This window comes from Pseudomonas aestiva (genome assembly GCF_039908605.1).
Lineage (GTDB): Bacteria > Pseudomonadota > Gammaproteobacteria > Pseudomonadales > Pseudomonadaceae > Chryseomonas > Chryseomonas aestiva.
On record NZ_CP150916.1, the window covers coordinates 2,161,736 to 2,183,853 of the forward strand.

Below are 22,118 nucleotides of genomic sequence, written 5' to 3' on the forward strand. Positions count from 1 at the left end.
GCTGCGTATTATAGGGAGCCCAGGCCTTGCGAGGTGTACCGTGGCAGACGCCAGACCTATCATCACCATCCACTACTGCACCCAGTGCCAATGGCTGCTGCGTTCGGGCTGGTTGGCCCAGGAGCTGCTCAGCACCTTCGGTACCGATCTGGGTGGAGTGACGTTGCTACCGGGAACCGGTGGCGTGTTCGAGGTCGCCTGTGGCGGAGAGGTGCTCTGGGAGCGGAAGAGGGATGGTGGCTTTCCCGATGCCAGAGCGCTGAAGAATCGGGTCAGGAACCTGCTGTTTCCGGAGCGCGACCTGGGGCACAGCGAAGGTCAGCGGCGCGAAGGGGGAGATGGCGCCCCCGAAGGGGCGTGAGATCAGGCTTCCGTACTGACCGTATCCCGCACATCGAGGGTATTGGTGGCCGGCGCAGCGGCGGGTGCGCTCACTTCGGCCGCGCGAATCTCGACCGCGTGCAGGCCCTTGGGGCCCTGCACGATATTGAAGTTGACCGCCTGGCCCGCCTTCAGCGTGCGGTAACCGTCCATCTGGATGGCCGAGTAATGAGCGAATAGGTCTTCATCACTGTTATCTGCAACGATGAAGCCATATCCTTTGGCGTTATTGAACCATTTGACCTTGCCACTGAGCATACCGGCTCCCTCTGCAAAGGACTCCAAGCCTGGAGTATCATTCGACTACAGTTCCAGTGAATCCACACAGACGCCACTACAACGGAACCATTGGTACCTCGTCGGTACAGGATGTTTGTAACACCCTTTCAGCCTTAGTCAAGGCAAGGCACTAGGCGGCTGAGACGTGGATCAAGCTCTTTTTTTCCTGCTATTCATCCCGTAATTCGGAATCGATCAGAATGCGTGTAATCGACCCCATCCGACTGGCGGCGGACGACAACGAACATCAGGACGGCGACAACGGCGGCCTGGCGGTGCAGGAGGCAAAACCTGCACTAAAACGGCCAGCCAGATATCGAGTTCTGATGTATAACGATGACTACACCCCGATGGAGTTCGTCGTCGAGGTGCTGGAGCGCTACTTCAGCATGAACCGCGAAGCGGCTACCCAGGTGATGCTTACTGTGCATACTCAGGGAAAGGCAGTCTGCGGAACATTTACTCGCGATGTCGCTGAAACCAAGGCCATGCAAGTCAATCAATATGCCAGGGAGTGCAACCACCCGCTGCTGTGTGAAATCGAAATCGAAAGTTAGATCTGTGCTGCTTGGGCTACTGTGCTGCTTGGGCTATGAGGTGAAGCTATGTTGAATCGTGAGCTCGAAGTCACCCTGAATCTCGCCTTCAAGGAGGCGAGGACGAAGCGTCATGAATTCATGACCGTTGAGCACCTCCTGCTGGCGCTGCTGGACAATGAAGCGGCGGCCACCGTGTTGAGAGCCTGCGGCGCCAACATCGATCGTCTGCGACGCGATCTGTTGGAATTCATAGATTCCACCACACCCCTGATCCCACAGCAGGACGACGAGCGCGAAACCCAGCCGACGCTGGGTTTTCAGCGTGTTCTCCAGCGTGCGGTCTTCCACGTGCAGAGCTCGGGCAAGCGCGAAGTGACCGGGGCCAACGTCCTGGTCGCCATCTTCAGCGAACAGGAAAGCCAGGCGGTGTTCCTGCTTAAGCAGCAGAGCGTGGCGCGGATCGACGTGGTCAATTTCATCGCGCATGGCATCTCCAAGGTGCCAGGGGCAGCACCCGAAGCCGAGCAGGATCAGGACGCCGCCGAGGAGGAGGGTGCCGAACCCAGCTCCTCCAACAATCCGCTGGAAGCCTATGCCAGCAACCTCAACGAGCAGGCTCGCCAGGGCCGTATCGATCCGCTGGTGGGGCGTGAGTCGGAAGTCGAGCGCGTAGCCCAGATCCTTGCCCGGCGCCGCAAGAACAACCCGCTGCTGGTGGGCGAGGCTGGCGTCGGCAAGACCGCCATCGCCGAAGGCCTGGCCAAGCGTATCGTTGACGGTCAGGTCCCCGACCTGCTGGCCGACAGCGTGGTCTATTCCCTCGATCTCGGCGCGCTACTGGCCGGGACCAAATATCGCGGCGATTTCGAGAAGAGATTCAAGGCCCTACTGGCGGAGCTGAAGAAGCGGCCCCATGCCGTGCTCTTCATCGACGAGATCCATACCATTATCGGTGCCGGCGCGGCCTCAGGCGGGGTGATGGACGCCTCCAACCTGCTCAAGCCGCTGCTGTCCTCCGGTGAGATTCGCTGCATCGGCTCCACCACCTTCCAGGAATTCCGCGGCATCTTCGAAAAGGACCGGGCACTGGCTCGGCGCTTCCAGAAGGTCGATGTCGTCGAGCCTTCGGTGGATGATACCTACGGCATCCTGCGCGGCCTCAAGGGGCGCTTCGAGCAGCATCACCACATCGAGTACACCGACGAGGCGCTGCGTGCCGCAGCCGAGCTGGCTGCGCGCTACATCAACGACCGGCACATGCCCGACAAGGCGATCGATGTCATCGACGAAGCCGGTGCCTACCAGCGCCTGCAGCCCGAAGACCGTCGTGCCGAGCGTATCGACGTGCAGCAGGTCGAAGACATCGTCGCCAAGATCGCGCGGATCCCCCCGAAGACCGTCAACAGTTCCGACAAGGAGCTGCTGCGCAACCTGGAGCGCGACCTCAAGCTGACCGTCTTTGGTCAGGACCTGGCCATCGAATCCCTGTCCACCGCCATCAAGCTGTCCCGTGCGGGCCTGAAATCACCGGACAAGCCGGTTGGTTCCTTCCTCTTCGCCGGCCCTACCGGCGTGGGCAAGACCGAGGTTGCCCGGCAGCTGGCCAAGGCCATGGGTGTCGAACTGGTGCGCTTCGACATGTCCGAGTACATGGAGCGGCATACCGTGTCGCGCCTGATCGGTGCGCCTCCCGGCTATGTCGGTTTCGACCAGGGTGGTCTGCTGACCGAAGCCATCACCAAGACGCCGCACTGCGTGCTGCTGCTTGATGAGATCGAGAAGGCCCACCCCGAGGTCTTCAACCTGCTGCTGCAGGTCATGGACCACGGCACCCTGACGGACAACAACGGGCGCAAGGCCGACTTCCGCAACGTGATCCTGATCCTGACCACCAACGCCGGTGCCGAGACCGCATCCCGTGCCTCCATCGGCTTCACGCTGCAGGATCACACCACGGATGCCATGGAAGTCATCAAGAAGAGCTTCACGCCCGAGTTCCGCAACCGTCTGGATACCATCATCCAGTTCGGCCGCCTGAGCACGGAAGTCATCAAGAGCATCGTCGACAAGTTCCTCACCGAACTCCAGGCGCAGCTCGAGGACAAGCGTGTCCAGCTCGAAGTCACAGATGCCGCCCGCAGCTGGCTGGCGGAGCGTGGCTACGATGTGCAGATGGGTGCTCGTCCCATGGCGCGCCTCATCCAGGACAAGATCAAGCGGCCGCTGGCCGAGCAGATCCTGTTCGGGGACCTGGCCGACCACGGCGGTATTGTCCACATCGACGCGGTGAACGACGAGCTGGAATTCGAGTTCGAGACCACCGCCGAACCTGCCTGAGGGCAGGTCGCGATTTACCATCGCTCATGAAAAAGCCCGGCATAGCCGGGCTTTTTCATGAAAGGATTCGCTTAACGCGCGCGGTAAGTGATCCGGCCCTTGCTCAGATCGTAAGGCGTCAGCTCCACGCGAACCTTGTCGCCGGTCAGGATGCGGATGTAGTTCTTACGCATCTTTCCGGAGATGTGCGCGGTGACGACGTGCCCATTTTCCAACTCCACGCGAAACATGGTGTTGGGAAGGGTGTCGACGACAGTACCTTCCATTTCGAAGCTGTCTTCTTTCGACATATATAGAAAAGCCCTCGGTGACAAGATAGGCCCAGAGCAGTCCGGGCGAAAAAGGCCCATATTCTGACAGAAATTCAGAAAAAGCGCTATTTCGTCAGGCCAGGGCAACCCAGCGCTGATTGACGAAGAGCTCAATGGGGCGATACTCGGTCTTATAGGACATCTTGCGACACCCTTTGATCCAGTAGCCGAGATAAACCGCATCGAGACCGAGGCGGCGGGTTTCGGCGACCTGCCAGAGGATGCCGAATACACCCAGGCTGCGCTTCTCTTCGCTAGGGTCGTAGAAGGTGTAGACCGCCGACATGCCGTTGGGCAGCACATCGGTCACCGCGATGCCGATCAGGCGGTCTTCCACCCGCATCTCGTAGAAGAAGGCGTAGGGCAGGTGGCTGACCAGGAAGGTGGAGAACTGGCCGCGGCTCGGCGGGAACATGTCGCCGTCGGCGTGGCGTTCGCTGATATAGCGGGCGTAGAGCTGATAGCGCTCTTCGGTGAAACCCGGGTCGCAGCGCGTGACCCTGATGTCGAGATTGCGCTTGAGTACGCGCGTCTGCTTGCGGCTGGGGCGAAAGCGAGCGACGGGGATGCGGGCGGGAACGCAGGCTTTGCACAGTTGGCAGTGGGGGCGGTAGAGGTGATCGCCGCTGCGGCGGAAGCCCAGTTCGGACAATTCGGCGTAGATCTGACCGTTCATGGGCTGCGAGGGGTCGAGAAACAGCGTGGTCGCCTGCTCGTTGGACAGGTAACTGCAAGCGTGAGGCTGGGTTGCGTAAAACTTGAGTCTCGCCAGCTCGGTCATGTCGAATCTCTACATAAGCCTGGCTTGAGTGTAAGTCACCCGTGGAAGGTAGGCCAGGCGGCCATGCTGGCCTGATCCAGGTATTTGGCCAGGTATTCGGCAAAGCGTTCCCGGGAGAGGCTGCTCGCGCCGAGACTCTCCAGGTGCGCGGTTTGCATCTGGCAGTCGATCATCACGAAGCCCCAGGCGGCCAGGTCCCGTACCAGGGTCACGAAGCCGATCTTGGAAGCGTTGTCAGCGTGGCTGAACATGGACTCGCCAAAGAACAGCTTGCCCATGGCGATGCCGTAGAGACCGCCGACAAGCTGGTCGCCGTCCCAGACTTCCACGGAATGAGCCCAGCCCTGGGCGTGCAGTTCCTGGTAGGCCTGGCGCATGTCCACGGTGATCCAGGTGCCGTCGGCATCGCGTCGCGGACCGGCGCAGGCCTGGATCACTCTGGCGAAGGCGTGATCATAGGTGACGCGCAGCGGCGTCTTGCGCAGCGTCTTCGCCAGGCTGCGGGAGACGTGCAGGTCCGGCGGGAACAGCACCGTGCGAGGATCCGGCGACCACCAGAGCAAGGGCTGGCCGGCCTGGTACCAGGGAAAACAGCCGTGACGATAGGCGCCGATCAGGCGTGCCGCGCTCAGGTCGCCGCCGATGGCCAGGAGGCCGTTGGGTTCGCGCAGCGCCTGCTGCAGGGGCGGGAAGTCAGGGCTTTCGCGGGTCAGCCATTTCACCATGGTAGGGGAGGGCGCCTTCTGATGGGTAGAGCCGAAGGGGTGCGGCTTGTGCGTAACAAGCTCAAGAAATCGTCATAACTCTTTGTCAGGACAACGAAAGAATGCTCCAATGTTGTGCCTGAAGGCGGTTCCGGTACGGCCGTCCGCTATCGTGCCATGTTTCGCCGCGGGACTGTAGAAGCAGGGCCCGGGCGATCTAGAATGGCGCACTGTTTTTGATTCACGGTCACACGTTCCGTGTGCGGGAAAAGCGCGCTTGAAGCAATCCAGTTCTGTCAGCCACGTCAACCAATGGCGTGAGCATCTGCATTATCGTCTCAAGGAGGTGGTGCTCATCGCACTGGCCGCCTTGTGCCTGTATCTGCTCATGGCTCTGCTGAGCTACGACCCCTCCGATCCGGGCTGGACCCACACCAGCCGCATCGATCAGGTCCATAACACCGCGGGCCGCGCCGGTGCCTGGCTGGCCGACGTGCTGTTCATGGCGCTCGGCTATTTCGCCTTCGTGTTCCCCGTCCTGCTCGCCGTCAAGACCTGGCAGATCTTCCGCAAACGGCACCTGCCCTGGGAGTGGAGCGGCTGGCTGTTTTCCTGGCGGCTGACCGGTCTCGTCCTGCTGGTGATCTCGGGTTCGGTACTGGCCTATATCCATTTCCATGCGGTCTCGGCGCTGCCGGCGTCCGCTGGCGGCGCGCTGGGCGAGAGCCTGGGGCAGCTGTCGGTCGCCGCCCTCAATGTCCAGGGCAGCACGCTGCTGTTCCTCGCGCTCTTCCTACTGGGATTGACGGTCTTCACCGATCTGTCCTGGTTCAAGGTGATGGATTTCACCGGCAAGGTCGTACTCGACTTGCTGGACCTGGTGCAGGGTGGCTTCAGCCGCCTGGCCGGCGGTCGCCGTCAGGCTCCGGAACTGGACGTCTTCGACGAGCCGGTGTCGCCGCCGGTTGCGCGCAAGAGCAAGGCCCGCGAGGTACCGATTCCCGTCGCCGATGAAGACCTCGACGATCTGCTCGACGTCGCGCCGCCGCCACGGGTGGAGCGTGCTGCGCCGCGCATCGAGATGCCCGCGCCCAGTCGCTTTGTCGCCGAAGCACCCGAGTCCGCGCCTGTGGCTGCCGCGCCTGTCCCAGCGCCGGCCAGTGTCGCCATGCCCACGCCGCCGCCGCGCAAGGCGGCGCCTGTACCGGCTGCGGCGTCCTATTCGCCCGCGGCTGCCGTGGTCCGGGTCGATGCGGATCTGGAAGGTACTCTGCCGCCGCTGTCGATCCTGGATCGCGCGGAGAAGAAACAGCAGAGCTATTCGCCGGAATTCCTCGAGAACATGTCGCGCCTGCTCGAGGTCAAGCTCAAGGAGTTTGGTGTCGAGGTCATCGTGGAGAGCGTGCATCCCGGTCCGGTGATCACCCGCTTCGAGATTCAGCCGGCGGCGGGCGTCAAGGTCAGCCGCATTTCCAACCTGGCCAAGGACCTGGCGCGTTCGCTCGCCGTGTTCAGCGTACGAGTGGTGGAAGTCATTCCCGGCAAGACCACCGTGGGTATTGAGATTCCCAACGAGGATCGCCAGATGGTGCGCTTCTCCGAGGTCCTCGAATCGGCTGAGTACGCAGCGGCCAAGTCGCCCGTCACCCTGGCCCTGGGTCATGACATCGGTGGCAAGCCGGTCATCACCGACCTGGCGAAGATGCCGCACCTGCTGGTGGCCGGTACCACGGGTTCCGGTAAGTCGGTGGGCGTGAACGCCATGCTCCTGTCGATCCTGTTCAAGTCGAGCCCGGAAGACGCTCGCCTGATCATGATCGATCCCAAGATGCTGGAACTCTCGATCTACGAGGGCATTCCGCACCTGCTGTGTCCGGTGGTGACCGACATGAAGGAGGCCGCCAACGCCCTGCGCTGGAGCGTGGCGGAGATGGAGCGGCGCTACAAGCTGATGGCGGCCATGGGCGTGCGTAACCTGGCCGGCTTCAACCGCAAGGTGAAGGACGCGGAGGAGGCGGGTACGCCGCTGACCGATCCGCTCTATCGTCGCGAGAGCATGGACGACGAGGCACCACTGCTGAAGACGCTGCCGACCATCGTGGTGGTGGTGGACGAATTCGCCGACATGATGATGATCGTCGGCAAGAAGGTCGAAGAGCTGATCGCGCGGATCGCGCAGAAGGCGCGGGCGGCCGGCATCCATCTTATCCTGGCTACCCAGCGGCCCTCGGTGGACGTCATCACCGGTCTGATCAAGGCCAACATCCCGACGCGGATGGCCTTCCAGGTGTCGAGCAAGATCGACTCCCGGACCATTCTCGACCAGGGCGGCGCCGAACAGCTGCTCGGGCACGGTGACATGCTCTATCTGCCGCCCGGCACCGGCCTGCCGATCCGCGTCCATGGCGCCTTCGTGTCCGACGACGAGGTCCATCGCGTCGTCGAGGCCTGGAAGGAGCGCGGCGCCCCCGACTATATCGAAGACATCCTCAGCGGTCCGGACGAGGGCGGTGGTGCGGGCTTCGACGGCGGCAGCGGCGAGGGTGGCGACAGCGACGAGGACGATCCGCTCTATGACGAGGCCGTGCGCTTCGTCACCGAGAGTCGTCGGGCCTCGATCTCCGCGGTCCAGCGCAAGCTCAAGATCGGTTACAACCGGGCGGCACGGATGATCGAAACCATGGAAATGGCCGGTGTCGTATCGCCCATGAACACCAACGGCTCGCGCGAGGTCACAGCGCCTGCCCCGGTGAGAGACTGACATCCATGAGGACCTCGATGCACAAGCTGCGTTGCTTCGCCCTGGCCGCCCTGGCCGCCGTAAGCTTTTCCGCCCATGCCGACCAGGCGTCGGTGGGTCGCCTGTCGCAACTGCTGGACAAGGCCCAGACCCTGACCGCGCGCTTTTCGCAGCTGACCCTGGATGGTTCGGGTACTCGCCTGCAGGAAACCGCCGGCAACATGAGCCTCAAGCGTCCCGGGTTGTTCCGCTGGCATTCCGATCCGCCCCAGGAGCAGCTGCTGGTGTCCGACGGCAAGCAGGTCTGGCTGTACGATCCGGACCTGGAACAGGTCACCATCCGCAAGCTGGACCTGCGCCTGACCCAGACGCCGGCGTTGCTCTTGTCGGGTGACATTTCCAAGATCGAAAGCAGCTTCGACGTCACCAGCAAGGATGCCGGCAACGTCGTCGACTTCGTGCTCAAGCCCAAGACCAAGGACACCCTGTTCGACAGCCTGCGGCTGTCGTTCCGCAACGGCGTGATCAACGACATGCAGTTGATCGACGGTGCCGGTCAGAGAACCAACATCCTTTTCTTCAACGTCAAGCTCAACGAGCCGGTGGCCGCGTCCCAGTTCACCTTCCAGGTGCCCAAGGGAGCCGACGTCATCCAGGAGTGATCGCACCCCATGGATCTCTTCAGCAGCGCACCCGTCGGGCAGCCCCTGGCTGCCCGCATGCGTCCCGCGAGCCTCGATGAATACGCGGGTCAGCAACACCTGCTGGCGCGGGGCAAACCTCTGCGCGAGGCGCTGGAGCAGGGCGCGCTGCATTCGATGATCTTCTGGGGGCCGCCAGGGGTGGGCAAGACCACCCTGGCGCGGCTGCTGGCCCAGGTTTCCGATGCCCATTTCGAAACGCTCTCGGCGGTGCTTTCCGGGGTCAAGGAGATCCGCCATGCGGTGGAGGTGGCCAAGCAGCAGGCCGCCCAGTATCGCCGCCGCACCATCCTCTTCGTCGACGAGGTGCATCGCTTCAACAAGTCGCAGCAGGATGCCTTCCTGCCCTATGTCGAAGACGGCACCCTGATCTTCATCGGGGCGACCACCGAGAATCCCTCCTTCGAGCTCAACAACGCGCTGCTCTCGCGGGCGCGGGTCTATGTGCTCAAGAGTCTGGACGACGAGGCCCTCGGCGGCCTGGCACGCCGGGCTCTGACCAGTGCCAAGGGGCTGGGTGAGCGACGGCTGAGTCTGCCGGACGACGCCCTGGCGCTGCTGCTGGCCGCCGCCGACGGCGATGGCCGGCGGCTGCTCAATCTGCTGGAGAATGCCGCGGACCTGGCCGAGGACGGTGGCGTCCTGGACGCCGAACTGTTCCAGAGTCTGCTGGGCGATCAGCGCCGCCGCTTCGACAAGGGCGGCGAAGCCTTCTACGACCAGATCTCCGCGTTGCACAAGTCGGTGCGCGGCTCCAATCCCGATGGCGCCCTCTACTGGTTCGCCCGGATGATCGACGGCGGCTGCGATGCGCTGTACATCGCCCGGCGCGTGGTGCGGATGGCCAGCGAAGACATCGGCAACGCCGATCCGCGCGCCCTGAGCCTGTGCCTAGACGCCTGGGATGTCCAGGAGCGCCTGGGCAGTCCGGAAGGCGAGCTGGCCATCGCCCAGGCGATCGTCTATCTGGCCTGCGCGCCCAAGAGTAACGCCGTCTATATGGGCTACAAGGCCGCCCTGGCCGACGTGCGCCAGAACGGCTCGCGCGAGGTGCCACTGCACCTGCGCAATGCGCCGACCAAGCTTATGAAGAACCTCGGCTATGGCGACGAATACCGCTATGCCCACGATGAGCCGGAAGCCTATGCCGCGGGTGAGGACTACTTTCCCAAAGAACTCGAGCCGCGCCGCTACTATGAGCCGGTTCCCCGTGGGCTGGAGCTGAAGATCCGCGATAAACTGCAGCACTTGGCGGACCTCGACCGGTCCAGCCCGCGCCAGCGCCGACCGCGTTCCTGACGCCCCGCCCGCGCGGCTGCCCCCATTCCTAAGCAAGAGACACGGACATGCTTGATTCGAAACTGGTTCGCACCCAAACCGAGGAGGTGGCCGCACGTCTGGCGACCCGTGGCTACGTTCTCGACGTCAGCCTGGTGGAGTCGCTGGAAGCCCGTCGCAAGGCCGTGCAGACCCGCACCGAGACCCTGCAGGCCGAGCGCAATGCCCGCTCCAAGGGGATCGGCCAGGCCAAGGCGCGTGGTGAGGACATCGCGCCGCTGCTGGCCGAGGTCGATCGCATGGGCAGTGAACTGGAAGAAGCCAAGCGCGAGCTGGATCTGGTCCAGGGCGAACTGGATGCCCTGCTGCTGGGCCTGCCCAACCTGCCCGACGCCTCGGTGCCGGTCGGCAAGGACGAAGACGACAATGTCGAGGTCCGTCGCTGGGGTACACCGCGCGACTTCGATTTCGAGATCAAGGACCACGTTGCCCTGGGCGAGACCCACGGCTGGCTGGATTTCGAGACCGCTGCACGGTTCTCCGGCGCCCGCTTCGCCGTGATGCGCGGCCCCATCGCGCGTCTGCACCGTGCCCTGGCGCAGTTCATGCTCAACCTGCACACCGGTGAGCATGGCTACGAAGAGACCTATACCCCCTACCTGGTGCAGGCCGAGACCCTGCAGGGCACCGGTCAGCTGCCCAAGTTCGAGGAAGACCTGTTCAAGATCGGCCGCGAAGGCGAGAGCGATCTCTACCTGATCCCCACCGCCGAGGTGACCCTGACCAATCTGGTCGCCGGCCAGATCCTCGATGCCAATCGCCTGCCGCTGAAGTTCACCGCCCATACCCCATGCTTCCGCAGCGAAGCCGGGGCCTCGGGTCGCGACACCCGGGGCATGATCCGTCAGCACCAGTTCGACAAGGTGGAGATGGTCCATATCGTCGAGCCGAGCACTTCCTTCCAGGCCCTGGCAGAGCTGACCGGCCACGCCGAGACCGTGCTGCAACGGCTGGAACTGCCCTACCGGGTGCTGTCGCTGTGCACCGGCGACATGGGTTTCGGCGCCACCAAGACCTACGACCTGGAAGTCTGGGTGCCGAGCCAGGGCAAGTATCGCGAGATCTCGTCCTGCTCCAACTGCGGTGACTTCCAGGCGCGCCGCATGCAGGCCCGCTACCGCAACGCCGAGGGCAAGCCCGAGCTGGTGCACACCCTCAACGGCTCCGGCCTGGCCGTGGGTCGTACGCTGGTCGCCGTGCTGGAGAACTATCAGCAGGCCGACGGCAGCATCCGCGTCCCCGAGGTGCTCAAGCCCTACATGGGTGGCCTCGAGGTCATCGGCTGATGGATTACCTGCCGCTCTTCCACAAGCTCGATGGTCGTCCGGTACTGGTGATCGGCGGGGGCGATATCGCCTTGCGCAAGAGCGTGCTGCTGGCCGAAGCCGGCGCACGCATCACCCTGGTGGCGCCGGAAATCGAGCTGGAGGTACGTGCCTTCGTCGAGGCGCGGGGCGGCAGTTGCCGGGTCGAGCGCTATGCGGCTGGCCATCTCGCCGGGCATTGCCTGGTGATTGCGGCCACCGACGATGACGAGGTCAACGAGACCGTGTCCCACGACGCCCAGGCCCTGGGTCTGCCGGTCAACGTGGTGGATGCGCCCAAGCTGTGCACCGTGATCTTCCCGGCCATCGTCGATCGCTCGCCCCTGGTGATCGCCATTTCCAGCGGCGGTGACGCTCCGGTGCTGGCGCGCCTGGTGCGCGCCAAGCTGGAGAGCTGGATTCCAGCGACCTATGGCCAGCTGGCACAACTGGCCCAGCGCTTTCGCGCCCGGGTGAAGACCCGCTTCGCCGATCTGCAGGCGCGGCGGATCTTCTGGGAAGAGGTGTTCCAGGGCGAGGTCGCGGAAAAGGTTTTTTCCGGCCAGCCTCAGGCTGCCGAGCAACTGCTGGAAGCCAAGCTGAGCAGCGAAACGGCCACCTTTCGCGGCGAAGTCTATCTGGTCGGCGCCGGTCCCGGTGATCCGGACCTGCTGACCTTCCGCGCCCTGCGGCTGATGCAGCAGGCTGACGTGGTGCTCTACGATCGCCTGGTGGCGCCGACCATCCTCGACATGTGCCGCCGCGATGCCGATCGCATCTATGTCGGCAAGCGGCGCGCCGAGCATGCGGTGCCCCAGGACGATCTCAATCGCCTGCTGGTCAAGCTGGCCCGGGAGGGCAAGCGGGTGCTACGGCTGAAGGGAGGTGATCCCTTCATCTTCGGCCGCGGTGGCGAAGAAATCGAAGAACTGGCAGCCGAAGGCATTCCCTTCCAGGTGGTGCCGGGCATCACCGCGGCCAGTGGTTGTGCCGCCTATGCCGGCATTCCCCTGACCCACAGAGACCATGCCCAGTCGGTGCGCTTCGTTACCGGCCATCTCAAGGACGGCTCGGCCGATTTGCCCTGGACCGATCTCGTGGCGCCGGGGCAGACCCTGGTGTTCTACATGGGCCTGGTGGGGCTGCCGACCATCTGCGCGCAACTCATTGCCCATGGCAAGGATCCGGCAACGCCGGCTGCGCTGGTGCAACAGGGCACCACGCTCAATCAGCGGGTGTTCACCGGTACCCTGCAGGATCTGCCGCAATTGGTGGCCGAGCACGAGGTCCACGCGCCGACCCTGGTGATCGTCGGCGAGGTGGTCGCGCTACGCGAGAAGCTGGCCTGGTTCGAAGGCGCCCAGGCGGCGGTCTGATCTCAGGCTGCGCCCTGGATGCCGGCACTGCTCAGGGCCTCGCGGCCATGGGGAAGGTCCAGCTCCAGGGCCGGCCCCTTGGGCACGATAGCGGTCGGGTTGATCTGCGCATGACTGCCGTAGTAGTGGTGCTTGATGTGCTGGAAGTCCACGGTCTCGGCGATCCCCGGCCACTGATACAACTCTCGCAGCCATCCCTGTAGCGCCGGATAATCCCGAATGCGCCGCAGGTTGCACTTGAAGTGGCCGTGATAGACGGCGTCGAAGCGAATCAGGGTGGTGAACAGGCGCCAATCGGCTTCGGTCAGCCATTCGCCGGTGAGATAGCGCTGGTTCTGCAGCAGCTTTTCCAGGTCGTCCAGGGTCGCGAAGACCTCGTCGAAAGCCTCTTCGTAGGCTTCCTGGGTGGTGGCGAAACCGGCCCGGTAGACACCATTGTTGACCGTCGGATAGATACGGTCGTTGAGGGCATCGATGCGACCGCGCAGGGCCTCTGGGTACAGATCCAGGCGATTTCCGGTCAGGTCATCGAAGGCGCCATTGAACATGCGGATGATCTCGGCGGATTCATTGCTGACGATGCGCTCTTGCTGGCGATCCCAGAGCACCGGGACGGTAACCCGCCCGGTGTAGTCGGCCTGGTCGCGCTGATAGAGCTGGTAGAGGCGGTCGAGGTGATAGAGATCGTCACCACTGGCGCCACTGGCCAGGTCGAAGGTCCAGCCTTCCTCACGCATCAGCCAGCTGACCACCGAGACGCCGATCAGATATCTGAGGCCCTTGAGCTGGCGATAGATCAGGGTGCGGTGCGCCCAGGGGCAGGCCAGGGACACATAGAGGTGGTAGCGACCGGCTTCCGGTGCATGGCGTGCGGCGCCTTGCAGAATGGCTTGCTCGGGGCGGGCGATCCAGTCGCGACGCTGGGCTTCTTCCCGTTTGAAATGGCCATCCTTGCCATTGTCATACCACTGGTCCTGCCACTGTCCATCGACCAACAAGCCCATATCGTCATCCTCCGCTGCGTTGCGGTTAGGAACACGGGGAGCCGCTCCGGGTTCCTGAGGCGACGTCAGAGCGTGCGGTCGCGCGCTTCCCAGCGCCGCTCGGCTTCGCTCTGGGCACTCGCCTGATCCTGACCCAGGGCGCGCAGGGCCACGGCCAGGGTGGCGATGACCGCCAGGCGCCCATAGGGATCTTCCGCTTCGCCTCTCCAGGTGGCGGTCAGCAGCGCTGGATCGAGGCGCTCCGGCTTGACCTGGCGGCGCTCGGTCAGCGCCGGCCAGCTTTCGTCCCAGGCTTCGCCAGCACGGGTGCCATAGAGATGGGCGATGACATCGGGATTGCGCTCGACTTCACCCCCTTCGCCCTTGATGACGATACTGTCGTCAGCCAGCAGGCGACTGGCCTCGCGATGCACCTCCTGGTAACCCGGGTGGAAGATGCTCTGCAGGATGCAGCGCGCCTGGCTGGGGTTGAGCAGCCGTACCAGGGAATGGATCGGCGAGCGCAGGCCGAGCTCGGCCTTGAGATCGATCATCCGCTGCAGGGCCGGCATCCAGGCGGCCAGCGGCAGGAAGGCCGGCTGATCGCGATCGAGCAGGGTGCCGACGTCCTGCCAGTCAGTGGCGGTCGGCATCCCCAGGTCGGCCAGGCACTGTTCGGTATAGAGTCGGCCCGCGGTGTGGGTACCGCCGCCATGCATGACCACCCGCACGCCGCTACCGGCCAGGCATTTCACCGCCAGCAGGTACCAGGGCAGATGACGCTTCTTGCCGGCGTAGGAGGGCCAGTCGAGGTCGACCGTGAAGCCTGGCGGCTGCAGCCGCGCGCGGACGGCGCGGGTGAAGCCCGCCAGCTCCTCGGCACTCTCTTCCTTGTGCCTGAGCAGCATGAGAAAGGCACCGAGCTGGGCATCGGTCACCCGGTCGTCGAGGATCAGGCCCATGGCCATTTCCGCCTCGGCCTCGGTCAGGCTGCGGGCGCCGCGCTTGCCCTTGCCCAAGGCCCGGACATAGACGGCGAAGGGATGTTCTTCGGGCGTGGTGAAGGTCATAGACAGTTATCCGGTTTCGGCAGGCCGGCCAGTTTGGCGCCGAGCTTGGCCGGCGCGCCCTTGAACAGCAGGTTGAGCTGCAGACTGGTGCCCAGTTCCGGACCCAGCGTCTGGGCAATGTACTTGATCAGCGGCCGATTGGCCGGCGAAAGCTGGAAGTGGGCGTAGAAGTCACGCAGCGCCTGCAGCACCTGCCAGTGGCGCTCGGTCAACTCGATGCCCTCCTTGAGTGCCAGTTGCTGGGCCACTTCCGGACTCCATTGCGAGAGGTCGCGCAGATAGCCTTCGGGGTCGAGGTCGAGAGGAGGCATGCTCAGGTCCAGCTGATGACCTTGGCGCAGCTCACGCTCAGGTCGACGAAAGTGGGGTAGTCGATCAGGGTCACGGCTCGTTCGGGGTGCAGGCGACGGGCCTGGACATCCTCCGCCAGGGCATAGAGGGCTGCCTCGGCCGGAAGTCGGGCCAGGCACTCGGCTGCAACGTTGCCAGGGCGTAGGGCCTCGACCGCGGCGCCGGTGAGCAGAACGGCGTCCTCGCTACCGACCCAGCTCAGGCCGTCCAGGGCGCCGGCGTCCAGCAGCGGCGAGCGGGAAAACAGGTGCAGGGTAGTCAAATGGAAATCACCTGGTCGTATTCATGAATCAGCGCTGCCAGGGCGTCGGGCTCCAGGGGCGTCACCCAGGCGGGCAACTGCGCGGGGGTGATGCCCAGGCGTTGCAGGGCGGTGGCTTCGGCGTAGATGGACTCGACACCGAACAGCGGCAGCGCGGAGAGATTGGCACTCAGGTCCTTTTGCTCCAGGGCAGCGCTGTCGGTCGCCAGCAACTGGGTCACGCCAGGACCGGCGAACAGCAGCGCCAGGGGCAGTTCGAAGGCACCGCCGGCCAGTACGATATCCAGGGCCTCGCGCGGACCGGGGCCGCTCAGTGCCGGCTGGCGGGAGATGACGAGGGTGCTCTTGGCCATGCTAGTCGCCTCCAAAGCAGAGCAGGCGATCGGCGTCCTGCACCGCTTCATGCAGTTGGCCAAGGCCGGACAGCTGCCAGGGCGCCCGCACGTTCACCGCGCCCTCACGTTCGTAGCGACGCGCCTCGTTCTCGTCCAGCAGCCCACGCTTGAGAGCGGCGGCAATGCAGACCACCGCATCGATCTGGTGGCGTTCGATCAGCTCGCGCCAGCACGCGGGCAGATCGGATTCGTCCTGGCCGCTGACCTGGGCATGGGAGGCGTTATGGACGCCGTCGCGATAGAGAAACAGGCGCGACAGCTCGTGACCCCCGGCCAGCAGCGCCTCGCAGAAGCGCAGGGCTCGACGCGCCGAGGGCGCCTGGGGTGGAGAAAGGACAACGATGGCAAATTTCATGGATGTAAAAAGGCCCGCCGAAGCGGGCCTCTCGGGCTACCGCTGATGATCAATCGTTGCTGCTGGCAAATCCGAAGATCTGCAGCAAGCTGATGAACATATTGTAGATCGAGACGTACAGGGTAATGGTAGCCATGATGTAGTTGTCTTCACCACCGTGCACGATGGCACTGGTCTGCAGCAGGATGGCCGCGGCGGCGAACAGTACGAAGCCCGCACTGATGGCCAGTTGCAGACCGCTGATCTGGACGAAGAAGGACAGCACCACGGCGCCCAGCAGGATCCAGAAGCCCGCCATTAGGAAGCCACTGAGGAAGCTCATGTCCTTGCGACTGATCAGGGCGTAGGCCGACAGACCGAAGAAGGCCAGGGCGGTCATGCCGGCGGCGGAGGCGATCACGCTGCCCCCGTTGGGCAAGCCCAGGTACATGTTCAGGATCGGGCCCAGGGTGTAGCCCATGAAGCCAGTCAGGGCGAAGGTGCTCACCAGACCCCAGCCGCTGTCGCGGGTCTTCACGGTCAGGAAAAACAGGCCATAGAAGCCGATCAGGACCACGAAGATGTTGGGGTAGGGCAGCCGCATCTGCTGCGAGACGAAGGCGACCAGGCCGCTGAAGGCCAGGGTCATGGCCAGCAGGGCATAGGTGTTGCGCAATACACGGCTGACGTCCCGCGGTTGCGCGATGGCAGGGTTATAGGCGTATTGACGCTCGTTCATGGTGTACTCCAAAGCTAGATTAACGGTGTGATGTACCGTACGACCCCGAAGATAGCAAATGTTGCTTAAGGATCGCTTGCGACTGTTTGACAGTGTGTTGCCATCAGGTACTATGCGCCCCTCTTACGGAAGTGTGGCCGAGTGGTTTAAGGCAGCGGTCTTGAAAACCGCCGACTCGCAAGGGTCCCAGAGTTCGAATCTCTGCGCTTCCGCCACCTTCGAAGCCCCGTTCTTACGGGGCTTTTTTCTGTCTGCAAGGTCGGATTTCAGGGCCCGCTGGATAGGTAAAAAAAAGGAAGAGTTCCGAAACCCTTTCGAGACAGCTCCGATGCCTGACCTTCTATGGCAATCGATCCCAATGAAGCTGACCATTGTGTAGCTACCTGGGAGCGAGAGCTGAGCTGAGTAGGGGCGAGGGGAGCTGCCTTTTTGAGATCAGCAGGCAGGACGGTCGGAGTCAGGGCGTGCAAAGCGTCGACGACCGATCAGTCGCTCGCTGAGGCTACCGGTACCAATCGTGCGTGATCATCAGCAGGCCGCCATGGCCACCACAAAGATGGTTGCCAGCCCGATACACATGGCGCCCAGGGTGAGCGCCAGCAGGCCCTGATCGCCGGCTAACGACCTTGGACGAATGAGTGCAGATTTCAGCGGGACGCTATTTATCCGGCAGTGGGGCCTGGACTCGAAGAGCGTCACTGTCCTTGTTAACTGATAGCGCAACTGAAATATCCTTTTCAGTTTCGGTGCCGGGCGGCGCAGCCCAGCTATTGGCTGCGATTGTGGCTTCAGCGAAGCTCAACAGCAAGACAATTGCTGATACGCAGGTTCCTATGGCAATCGCATTGATCACCTTCTGTTCTTTCACAGGCGCATTCATGTTGATTGCCTAGTACGAGTCCACTTCAAGTGAGGACGTCTGACAACCGGAAACGGCAGAAGTGCGGGCGTTCATCAAGCATTGGAAGGTGGCCGTTGCACTCACCACCATGGGAAGGAGTCACCAGTCAGTTAGAGGTCGCAGTCGACAACCTCCGGTCCGGCTGGCACGCTGCCAGATCACGCTCGGCACGGCCGCTTCACTTCCCGCTGGGCTACCAACTAGGGACGTTTCTGGATTTGGTATGACGGCCGAGACCTACGTCTATCCCTTGAAGCTACCAAGGTCTTCACTGATATTTCCGCCACTCGCGATATTCCTCACCGATGATCTGGTTCAGCGCCTTGGGCTGCTGGCACTCGACGCCGGCCAGGGGATTCGGCTCGCACAGGGTGCTTCTGTTGGAGTAATGACTGCAGCCCAGGAGCACTACGGTCATTCCCACTAACGTCATGTATTTCACGGGGTCTCCACGATTCTGAAGTGCCGGAAGCTGGCGGTCATTTTCGAACTATGTGCCCGACAGGGGCTGATGGGCTGCAGGTAGGGCTCGGGCCGTGGATACCGATCTCGCTCGAGATCCTGTACCCCGGTCTTCCTGCTCCGACGTGCCTTCGCCACTGAATCCCTGCAGCTTAGCTGAAATACTTCACGCTTCTCGGCGTTCATTATCGATAGCTATGCCCTACGGTCTGCTGTGGATCCTGCTCCAGCACCTGTTGACATTAAAAAGCCCGCGCGAGGCGGGCCTTTTCCAAAGCAAAGTGCAGCGTCCAGTCAGGGCGTGTTGCCCTTGGCCAGGGCGCTAGCGATGGCCGGTGCGTCGATGGCATTGGTCAGGACCTGGGTCCCAGAGAGGATGACGTTGTTGGTCGGGCCGCTGCCTTTGATCTCGTCGCTGGCAAGAACCTTGCCCTGATCGTCGAGGACCTGGGTGATGACGTCATAGTCGAAGCGGACGCGCATGTAGGCGTCGGATTTCCACTCGCGCAGTTTCAGCACCAGCAGCTTCTGGCCCTGGGGGGCACGGTCGCTGGTCTGGCTGGGCAGAGCGGTGATGGCGGCGCGGGCCAGGGCCTTTTGCACGGCGTCCTGCAGATCGGCGGAAAGGGGGCTGCCACTGTAGGTGCGGACGCTCCAGGGGTTGTAGTAGAGGCCGCGGATGTTGCCGACGTAGGTGGCGTCCTTGTTCTGGGCGACTACATAGGGGCGCTCGTCGAGTACCGCGACGGCGACCGGCTTGTCGGCCTTGACGCTGAGTTGCGGGGCGGTCTGGCGGTAGTCGATCTTCTGGCCGATCGCGCAACCGGCCAGTTGCAGCGCAGCGAAGGTGATGAACAAAAGCTGAGACGGCTTCATGCGAAACTCCTTTTTCGAAAGGCGCGCAGTCTAAGCCATCAGATCCGTCCTGCCAAAATAATGTGATGCAAGTCACTAAATTTCTGGATGGTCGCGAGTCGGTTGCCGGGCTCTGCAACCGCGTGGATGCGCCTGGCAGGCTCATCAGTGGGGTAGGCAGGACCGAGGGTTGCCTGCATTTCAGTAGTCGGGACTCACGCAGCCTCAAGGGAAGGGACAGAGCTCGAGGACAAGACAGTCCCTCGACTCTGCTCCGACCTGGGCGGGCTACAGCGTCTTCTTGTATTCCTTGTCCGCCTTCTTGTCTTCGCGGTGGCGTTCCTTGTCCAGATGGGTATCGGTGCGGTCGGCTTCGTCGGCGGCATGGGCCGCGCCCTTGTCGACCTCCTTGCGATCATGGCGGGCGTCCTTGCTCACGTCACGGCCGTCCTGGCGGACGCTCTTTTCCACTGGGCTTTCGGCCAACGCGACGCCTGTGCCGAGCACACTCAGGAGAACGGTCATGGTTGCTGCGGTAAGGCGTGATTTCATCGAGAAGCGCTCCAGGGTTGAAACAGCGGGAGTGGTCGCCCATGGCGACTGCTTCCTCGCAGTAAAGCGCTAAAGCGGCCGTCTTGAAAGGAAGGCAGCAGAGAGGCTCTGGTCAAGCGGGCGAGCTGGAGGCCCAGGCGGACGCATCGTGCGGATGCAGACTCTCCAGATGGCGCACCTGGATGCTCACGTCCTGGTGGCTGTCACGCAGGGCGACCAGCAGGCGGCGGGCGGCGTCCTCGACGAACATCAGGTTGCTGCCATTGAGCGCGGCGAATGCCTGTTCGTCGGCGCGCTTGACGGCGGTCTGCACCGGCGTGCCCAGGGCCTGTTCGCACTGGTCGATCAGGGGCAGCAGGCCGAAGCCGGCTGCATCTGCCGGCAGGCTGATCCGTACCCGGGCCAGGCTGCGCTGGCTATGCGGGGTGGCCAGGGAGGCGTGACGTCTCAGCCAGTGAGCGACGGTGGCTGGATCGAGCGGCGTGGCGGCCCCGTGTTCGGCGAGAAAGGCTCGTTCGATCAGTTGCCGGGACAGGGCGGCGGAGCAGGGGCAGGTGGAGGCGTAGAGGATCTCGATGCGCGCGCTGAGCTGGAAGACGCCGGCCACCCAGCTGGCTTCCAGGCGTACGGGATAGCGTTTCCAGCCGCTCAGCCCGGTGGTCATCAGCGCAGGACGGCGAATCAGCAGGGCGAAGTCCAGCCGCAGGCGGGCGGCGCGGGAGTCTCAGCTGCGATGGCTGGCGACGATGTCGCTCAGCAGCAGACGCAGGCGCTCGGGCGTCAGGAGGGCTTCTCCGCTCAGGCGATCCAGCAGCTGATAGAGCCGGGACATATGGATGCCCTTGGCGGTGGCCGTGGGCAGGTCGACCTGGACGTCGGCGCTGGCGGGCAGCAGGCGGCCGAGTTCGTCCTTGCCGAGGCGGATCGGCAGGTCGATACCCTGCATGCCAACCCAGTCGAGAGCGGCGGGCAGGGTGGCGGTCTCGCTGAGGGAGACGTCGGGCAGAATGGCATTCATGGGCAGGGCTCGATTCAGTGGGGATCGGCGGCCTGGGGCCAGTCGCTGAAGGGGTTGTGCAGGTGCGTCCAGGCCGCGGGGCCGGCGGCGAGTTCGCCGTCGGTCAACAGGCAGGCGTCCAGGCGGGCGCGCAGATCAACGTCGTCCATGTCCATGCCGATGAGTACCAATTCCTGGCGGGCATCACCGACGCCTTCATGCCATTTCTCCTTGATGAAAGCGACGGTCTCTTCATCCTCTGGCCATTGCTCAGGCGGTACCGCGGCCCACCAGCGACCGGCCACGCCATGGCGGGCGACGGCGCCGGCCTGGGACCAGCTCCCGGCATGAGCGGGATGGCTGGCCAGCCAGAAATAGCCCTTGGAACGGATCACGCCGGGCCATTCCTGCTTGACCAAGGCGAAGAAGCGTTCGGGATGGAAGGGGCGACGGGCCTGGTAGACGAAGCTCGAGATGCCGTATTCCTCGGTCTCGGGCGTGTGTTCGCCGCGCAGCTCCTGCAGCCAGCCCGGCGCCTGGGCAGCTTTATCGAAGTCGAACAGACCGGTCTGCAGCACCCGCTCCAGGGGCACGGCGCCAAAGCTCGTCAGCTCCAGTCGCGCGCGGGGATTGAGGCTGCGCAGGATGGCCAGCAGGCGATCACGTTCCGCCGGCTCGACCAGGTCCAGCTTGTTCACCACCAGCACATCGCAGAATTCGATCTGCTCAATCAGCAGGTCGACCACGGTGCGTTCGTCTTCCTCGCCCAGGGATTCGCCGCGGGATTCCAGGAGGTCGCTGGAGGCGTAGTCGCGCAGGAAGTTGAAGGCATCCACCACGGTGACCAGGGTATCGAGCTGGGCGACATCGCCGAGGCAGCGCCCGTCTTCGCCGGCGAAGGTGAAGGTCTCGGCCACGGGGAGCGGCTCGGAGATCCCGGTAGATTCGATGACCAGCTGATCGAAGCGGCCATCGCGGGCGAGGCATTCGACTTCCAGCAGCAGGTCTTCGCGCAGGGTGCAGCAGATGCAGCCGTTGCTCATCTCCACCAGCTTCTCCTCGGTGCGCGACAGCTCGGCGCCGCCGTCGCGGACCAGGGCGGCGTCGATGTTGACCTCGGACATGTCGTTGACGATGACCGCCACCCGCCGGCCTTCGCGGTTGTTGAGGATGTGGTTGAGCAGGGTGGTCTTGCCGGCGCCGAGAAAGCCGGACAGCACGGTGACAGGGAGTTTCTTGCTGGGGAGGCTGGCTTGGGCGGTCATGGTCGTCACGGCTAAGGGAGGTCGCAGGGCGGGGCATCCCTGGACCAGGATGATTGGATGTTTCACACACGTTATAACATAACATTATTGGTGGGTTAAGGACAGCGGGTGTCTTGCCCGGCGTCCTCTGCAGCTAGCGGGCAAGGTGGTTCAAGCGGCCC

Annotated in this window: 24 protein-coding genes, 1 tRNA gene and 1 pseudogene; 9 read left to right on the plus strand and 17 right to left on the minus strand. The window is 63.6% G+C overall.

Features of this window, described 5'->3' with window-relative positions; genetic code table 11:
- Window positions 1-40: 40 nt before the first annotated feature.
- On the plus strand, window positions 41-361 hold the full coding sequence (locus tag AABM56_RS10025) for a SelT/SelW/SelH family protein (protein ID WP_133859228.1): 321 nt from the start codon (window positions 41-43) through the stop codon (window positions 359-361).
- 2 nt (window positions 362-363) lie between these two features.
- Here the strand turns inward: AABM56_RS10025 and cspD are convergent, their stop codons facing one another.
- Window positions 364-639: a cold shock domain-containing protein CspD gene (gene cspD / locus AABM56_RS10030; RefSeq protein ID WP_133859227.1), complete on the minus strand. Its 276-nt coding sequence runs from the start codon at window positions 637-639 to the stop codon at window positions 364-366.
- Between the two features lie 221 nt (window positions 640-860).
- Between cspD and clpS the strand changes: the two genes are divergently transcribed.
- Together clpS and clpA are read left to right on the plus strand one after the other, a co-directional pair.
- Window positions 861-1,217, plus strand: a complete 357-nt coding sequence (gene clpS, locus AABM56_RS10035; RefSeq protein ID WP_007162298.1) for an ATP-dependent Clp protease adapter ClpS — start codon at window positions 861-863, stop codon at window positions 1,215-1,217.
- A 48-nt stretch (window positions 1,218-1,265) separates the two neighbouring features.
- Window positions 1,266-3,536 (plus strand): ATP-dependent Clp protease ATP-binding subunit ClpA, encoded by a 2,271-nt coding sequence (gene clpA, locus AABM56_RS10040; protein WP_133859226.1) that lies wholly within the window; start codon window positions 1,266-1,268, stop codon window positions 3,534-3,536.
- Window positions 3,537-3,607: 71 nt separating this feature from the next.
- On the opposite strand, the gene infA is transcribed toward clpA, so the two are convergent.
- The 3 genes from infA to aat form a co-directional block, all read right to left on the minus strand.
- Window positions 3,608-3,826 (minus strand): translation initiation factor IF-1, encoded by a 219-nt coding sequence (gene infA, locus AABM56_RS10045; RefSeq protein WP_002553999.1) that lies wholly within the window; start codon window positions 3,824-3,826, stop codon window positions 3,608-3,610.
- A 94-nt stretch (window positions 3,827-3,920) separates the two neighbouring features.
- On the minus strand, window positions 3,921-4,628 hold the full coding sequence (locus AABM56_RS10050) for an arginyltransferase (RefSeq protein WP_133859225.1): 708 nt from the start codon (window positions 4,626-4,628) through the stop codon (window positions 3,921-3,923).
- A gap of 35 nt (window positions 4,629-4,663) precedes the next feature.
- Window positions 4,664-5,353 (minus strand): leucyl/phenylalanyl-tRNA--protein transferase, encoded by a 690-nt coding sequence (gene aat, locus AABM56_RS10055; protein WP_263258677.1) that lies wholly within the window; start codon window positions 5,351-5,353, stop codon window positions 4,664-4,666.
- 256 nt (window positions 5,354-5,609) lie between these two features.
- On the opposite strand from aat, the gene AABM56_RS10060 reads away from it, so the two are divergent.
- From AABM56_RS10060 to cysG, 5 genes are read left to right on the plus strand one after another with little or no spacing between them, the layout of a single operon-like run.
- Entirely contained in the window at window positions 5,610-8,093 is a 2,484-nt protein-coding gene (locus tag AABM56_RS10060; protein ID WP_347884061.1) for a DNA translocase FtsK 4TM domain-containing protein, read from the plus strand.
- A 17-nt stretch (window positions 8,094-8,110) separates the two neighbouring features.
- Window positions 8,111-8,734, plus strand: coding sequence for an outer membrane lipoprotein chaperone LolA (lolA, locus tag AABM56_RS10065; RefSeq protein ID WP_133859222.1), 624 nt, complete (start codon window positions 8,111-8,113; stop codon window positions 8,732-8,734).
- Between the two features lie 9 nt (window positions 8,735-8,743).
- Complete coding sequence (locus AABM56_RS10070; RefSeq protein ID WP_133859221.1) at window positions 8,744-10,072, plus strand: replication-associated recombination protein A; 1,329 nt, start codon at window positions 8,744-8,746, stop codon at window positions 10,070-10,072.
- 47 nt (window positions 10,073-10,119) lie between these two features.
- On the plus strand, window positions 10,120-11,397 hold the full coding sequence (serS, locus tag AABM56_RS10075; RefSeq protein WP_347884062.1) for a serine--tRNA ligase: 1,278 nt from the start codon (window positions 10,120-10,122) through the stop codon (window positions 11,395-11,397).
- Window positions 11,397-12,791 carry a siroheme synthase CysG gene (gene cysG / locus AABM56_RS10080; protein ID WP_133859219.1) on the plus strand — a complete coding sequence of 465 codons (1,395 nt, stop codon included), beginning with the start codon at window positions 11,397-11,399 and terminating at the stop codon, window positions 12,789-12,791. Before serS ends, cysG begins: the two co-directional genes overlap by 1 nt.
- A 2-nt stretch (window positions 12,792-12,793) precedes the next feature.
- Here the strand turns inward: cysG and AABM56_RS10085 are convergent, their stop codons facing one another.
- The 7 genes from AABM56_RS10085 to AABM56_RS10115 all read right to left on the minus strand — a co-directional run bounded on the left by AABM56_RS10085 (window position 12,794) and on the right by AABM56_RS10115 (window position 16,925).
- On the minus strand, window positions 12,794-13,795 hold the full coding sequence (locus tag AABM56_RS10085; protein WP_133859218.1) for a glutathione S-transferase family protein: 1,002 nt from the start codon (window positions 13,793-13,795) through the stop codon (window positions 12,794-12,796).
- Between the two features lie 65 nt (window positions 13,796-13,860).
- Complete coding sequence (locus AABM56_RS10090) at window positions 13,861-14,844, minus strand: glycosyl transferase family protein (protein ID WP_133859217.1); 984 nt, start codon at window positions 14,842-14,844, stop codon at window positions 13,861-13,863.
- Window positions 14,841-15,155 carry a TusE/DsrC/DsvC family sulfur relay protein gene (locus tag AABM56_RS10095; RefSeq protein WP_133859216.1) on the minus strand — a complete coding sequence of 105 codons (315 nt, stop codon included), beginning with the start codon at window positions 15,153-15,155 and terminating at the stop codon, window positions 14,841-14,843. Before AABM56_RS10095 ends, AABM56_RS10090 begins: the two co-directional genes overlap by 4 nt.
- Window positions 15,156-15,157: 2 nt before the next feature.
- The gene (gene tusB, locus AABM56_RS10100) at window positions 15,158-15,457 is read right to left on the minus strand and encodes a sulfurtransferase complex subunit TusB (RefSeq protein ID WP_133859215.1); all 300 of its coding nucleotides are present in this window, start codon (window positions 15,455-15,457) and stop codon (window positions 15,158-15,160) included.
- Entirely contained in the window at window positions 15,454-15,810 is a 357-nt protein-coding gene (gene tusC, locus AABM56_RS10105) for a sulfurtransferase complex subunit TusC (protein WP_133859214.1), read from the minus strand. Before tusC ends, tusB begins: the two co-directional genes overlap by 4 nt.
- Window position 15,811: 1 nt before the next feature.
- Window positions 15,812-16,207 carry a sulfurtransferase complex subunit TusD gene (gene tusD, locus AABM56_RS10110; protein ID WP_133859213.1) on the minus strand — a complete coding sequence of 132 codons (396 nt, stop codon included), beginning with the start codon at window positions 16,205-16,207 and terminating at the stop codon, window positions 15,812-15,814.
- Window positions 16,208-16,256: 49 nt separating this feature from the next.
- A complete protein-coding gene (locus AABM56_RS10115) occupies window positions 16,257-16,925 on the minus strand; it encodes a Bax inhibitor-1/YccA family protein (protein WP_133859212.1) in 669 nt (222 codons plus the stop codon).
- A gap of 127 nt (window positions 16,926-17,052) precedes the next feature.
- On the opposite strand from AABM56_RS10115, the gene AABM56_RS10120 reads away from it, so the two are divergent.
- Window positions 17,053-17,140, plus strand: a tRNA-Ser gene (locus AABM56_RS10120).
- Window positions 17,141-17,583: 443 nt separating this feature from the next.
- Here AABM56_RS10120 and AABM56_RS10125 read toward each other — a convergent pair.
- The 6 genes and pseudogenes from AABM56_RS10125 to zigA form a co-directional block, all read right to left on the minus strand.
- Complete coding sequence (locus tag AABM56_RS10125) at window positions 17,584-17,805, minus strand: hypothetical protein (protein WP_133859211.1); 222 nt, start codon at window positions 17,803-17,805, stop codon at window positions 17,584-17,586.
- A gap of 289 nt (window positions 17,806-18,094) precedes the next feature.
- A complete protein-coding gene (locus tag AABM56_RS10130) occupies window positions 18,095-18,244 on the minus strand; it encodes a hypothetical protein (RefSeq protein ID WP_166655852.1) in 150 nt (49 codons plus the stop codon).
- Window positions 18,245-18,582: 338 nt separating this feature from the next.
- Window positions 18,583-19,164, minus strand: a complete 582-nt coding sequence (locus tag AABM56_RS10135) for a hypothetical protein (protein WP_263258663.1) — start codon at window positions 19,162-19,164, stop codon at window positions 18,583-18,585.
- Between the two features lie 267 nt (window positions 19,165-19,431).
- Window positions 19,432-19,668 carry a hypothetical protein gene (locus tag AABM56_RS10140; RefSeq protein ID WP_263258662.1) on the minus strand — a complete coding sequence of 79 codons (237 nt, stop codon included), beginning with the start codon at window positions 19,666-19,668 and terminating at the stop codon, window positions 19,432-19,434.
- 139 nt (window positions 19,669-19,807) lie between these two features.
- A pseudogene (folE2, locus tag AABM56_RS10145) lies at window positions 19,808-20,713 on the minus strand (GTP cyclohydrolase FolE2).
- 14 nt (window positions 20,714-20,727) lie between these two features.
- Window positions 20,728-21,957 carry a zinc metallochaperone GTPase ZigA gene (gene zigA / locus AABM56_RS10150; RefSeq protein WP_166655851.1) on the minus strand — a complete coding sequence of 410 codons (1,230 nt, stop codon included), beginning with the start codon at window positions 21,955-21,957 and terminating at the stop codon, window positions 20,728-20,730.
- Window positions 21,958-22,118: the final 161 nt, after the last annotated feature.

Excerpts from the sequence above, each read along its gene's own strand:
- cspD (WP_133859227.1), bottom strand. The coding sequence starts at position 639 with ATGCTCAGTGGCAAGGTCAAATGGTTCAATAACGCCAAAGGATATGGC.
- clpS (WP_007162298.1), top strand. The coding sequence starts at position 861 with ATGCGTGTAATCGACCCCATCCGACTGGCGGCGGACGACAACGAACAT.
- clpA (WP_133859226.1), top strand. The coding sequence starts at position 1,266 with ATGTTGAATCGTGAGCTCGAAGTCACCCTGAATCTCGCCTTCAAGGAG.
- infA (WP_002553999.1), bottom strand. The coding sequence starts at position 3,826 with ATGTCGAAAGAAGACAGCTTCGAAATGGAAGGTACTGTCGTCGACACC.
- AABM56_RS10050 (WP_133859225.1), bottom strand. The coding sequence starts at position 4,628 with ATGACCGAGCTGGCGAGACTCAAGTTTTACGCAACCCAGCCTCACGCT.
- aat (WP_263258677.1), bottom strand. The coding sequence starts at position 5,353 with ATGGTGAAATGGCTGACCCGCGAAAGCCCTGACTTCCCGCCCCTGCAG.
- lolA (WP_133859222.1), top strand. The coding sequence starts at position 8,111 with ATGCACAAGCTGCGTTGCTTCGCCCTGGCCGCCCTGGCCGCCGTAAGC.
- AABM56_RS10070 (WP_133859221.1), top strand. The coding sequence starts at position 8,744 with ATGGATCTCTTCAGCAGCGCACCCGTCGGGCAGCCCCTGGCTGCCCGC.
- serS (WP_347884062.1), top strand. The coding sequence starts at position 10,120 with ATGCTTGATTCGAAACTGGTTCGCACCCAAACCGAGGAGGTGGCCGCA.
- cysG (WP_133859219.1), top strand. The coding sequence starts at position 11,397 with ATGGATTACCTGCCGCTCTTCCACAAGCTCGATGGTCGTCCGGTACTG.
- AABM56_RS10085 (WP_133859218.1), bottom strand. The coding sequence starts at position 13,795 with ATGGGCTTGTTGGTCGATGGACAGTGGCAGGACCAGTGGTATGACAAT.
- AABM56_RS10090 (WP_133859217.1), bottom strand. The coding sequence starts at position 14,844 with ATGACCTTCACCACGCCCGAAGAACATCCCTTCGCCGTCTATGTCCGG.
- AABM56_RS10095 (WP_133859216.1), bottom strand. The coding sequence starts at position 15,155 with ATGCCTCCTCTCGACCTCGACCCCGAAGGCTATCTGCGCGACCTCTCG.
- tusC (WP_133859214.1), bottom strand. The coding sequence starts at position 15,810 with ATGGCCAAGAGCACCCTCGTCATCTCCCGCCAGCCGGCACTGAGCGGC.
- tusD (WP_133859213.1), bottom strand. The coding sequence starts at position 16,207 with ATGAAATTTGCCATCGTTGTCCTTTCTCCACCCCAGGCGCCCTCGGCG.
- AABM56_RS10115 (WP_133859212.1), bottom strand. The coding sequence starts at position 16,925 with ATGAACGAGCGTCAATACGCCTATAACCCTGCCATCGCGCAACCGCGG.
- AABM56_RS10125 (WP_133859211.1), bottom strand. The coding sequence starts at position 17,805 with ATGAATGCGCCTGTGAAAGAACAGAAGGTGATCAATGCGATTGCCATA.
- AABM56_RS10130 (WP_166655852.1), bottom strand. The coding sequence starts at position 18,244 with ATGACCGTAGTGCTCCTGGGCTGCAGTCATTACTCCAACAGAAGCACC.
- AABM56_RS10135 (WP_263258663.1), bottom strand. The coding sequence starts at position 19,164 with ATGAAGCCGTCTCAGCTTTTGTTCATCACCTTCGCTGCGCTGCAACTG.
- AABM56_RS10140 (WP_263258662.1), bottom strand. The coding sequence starts at position 19,668 with ATGACCGTTCTCCTGAGTGTGCTCGGCACAGGCGTCGCGTTGGCCGAA.
- zigA (WP_166655851.1), bottom strand. The coding sequence starts at position 21,957 with ATGACCGCCCAAGCCAGCCTCCCCAGCAAGAAACTCCCTGTCACCGTG.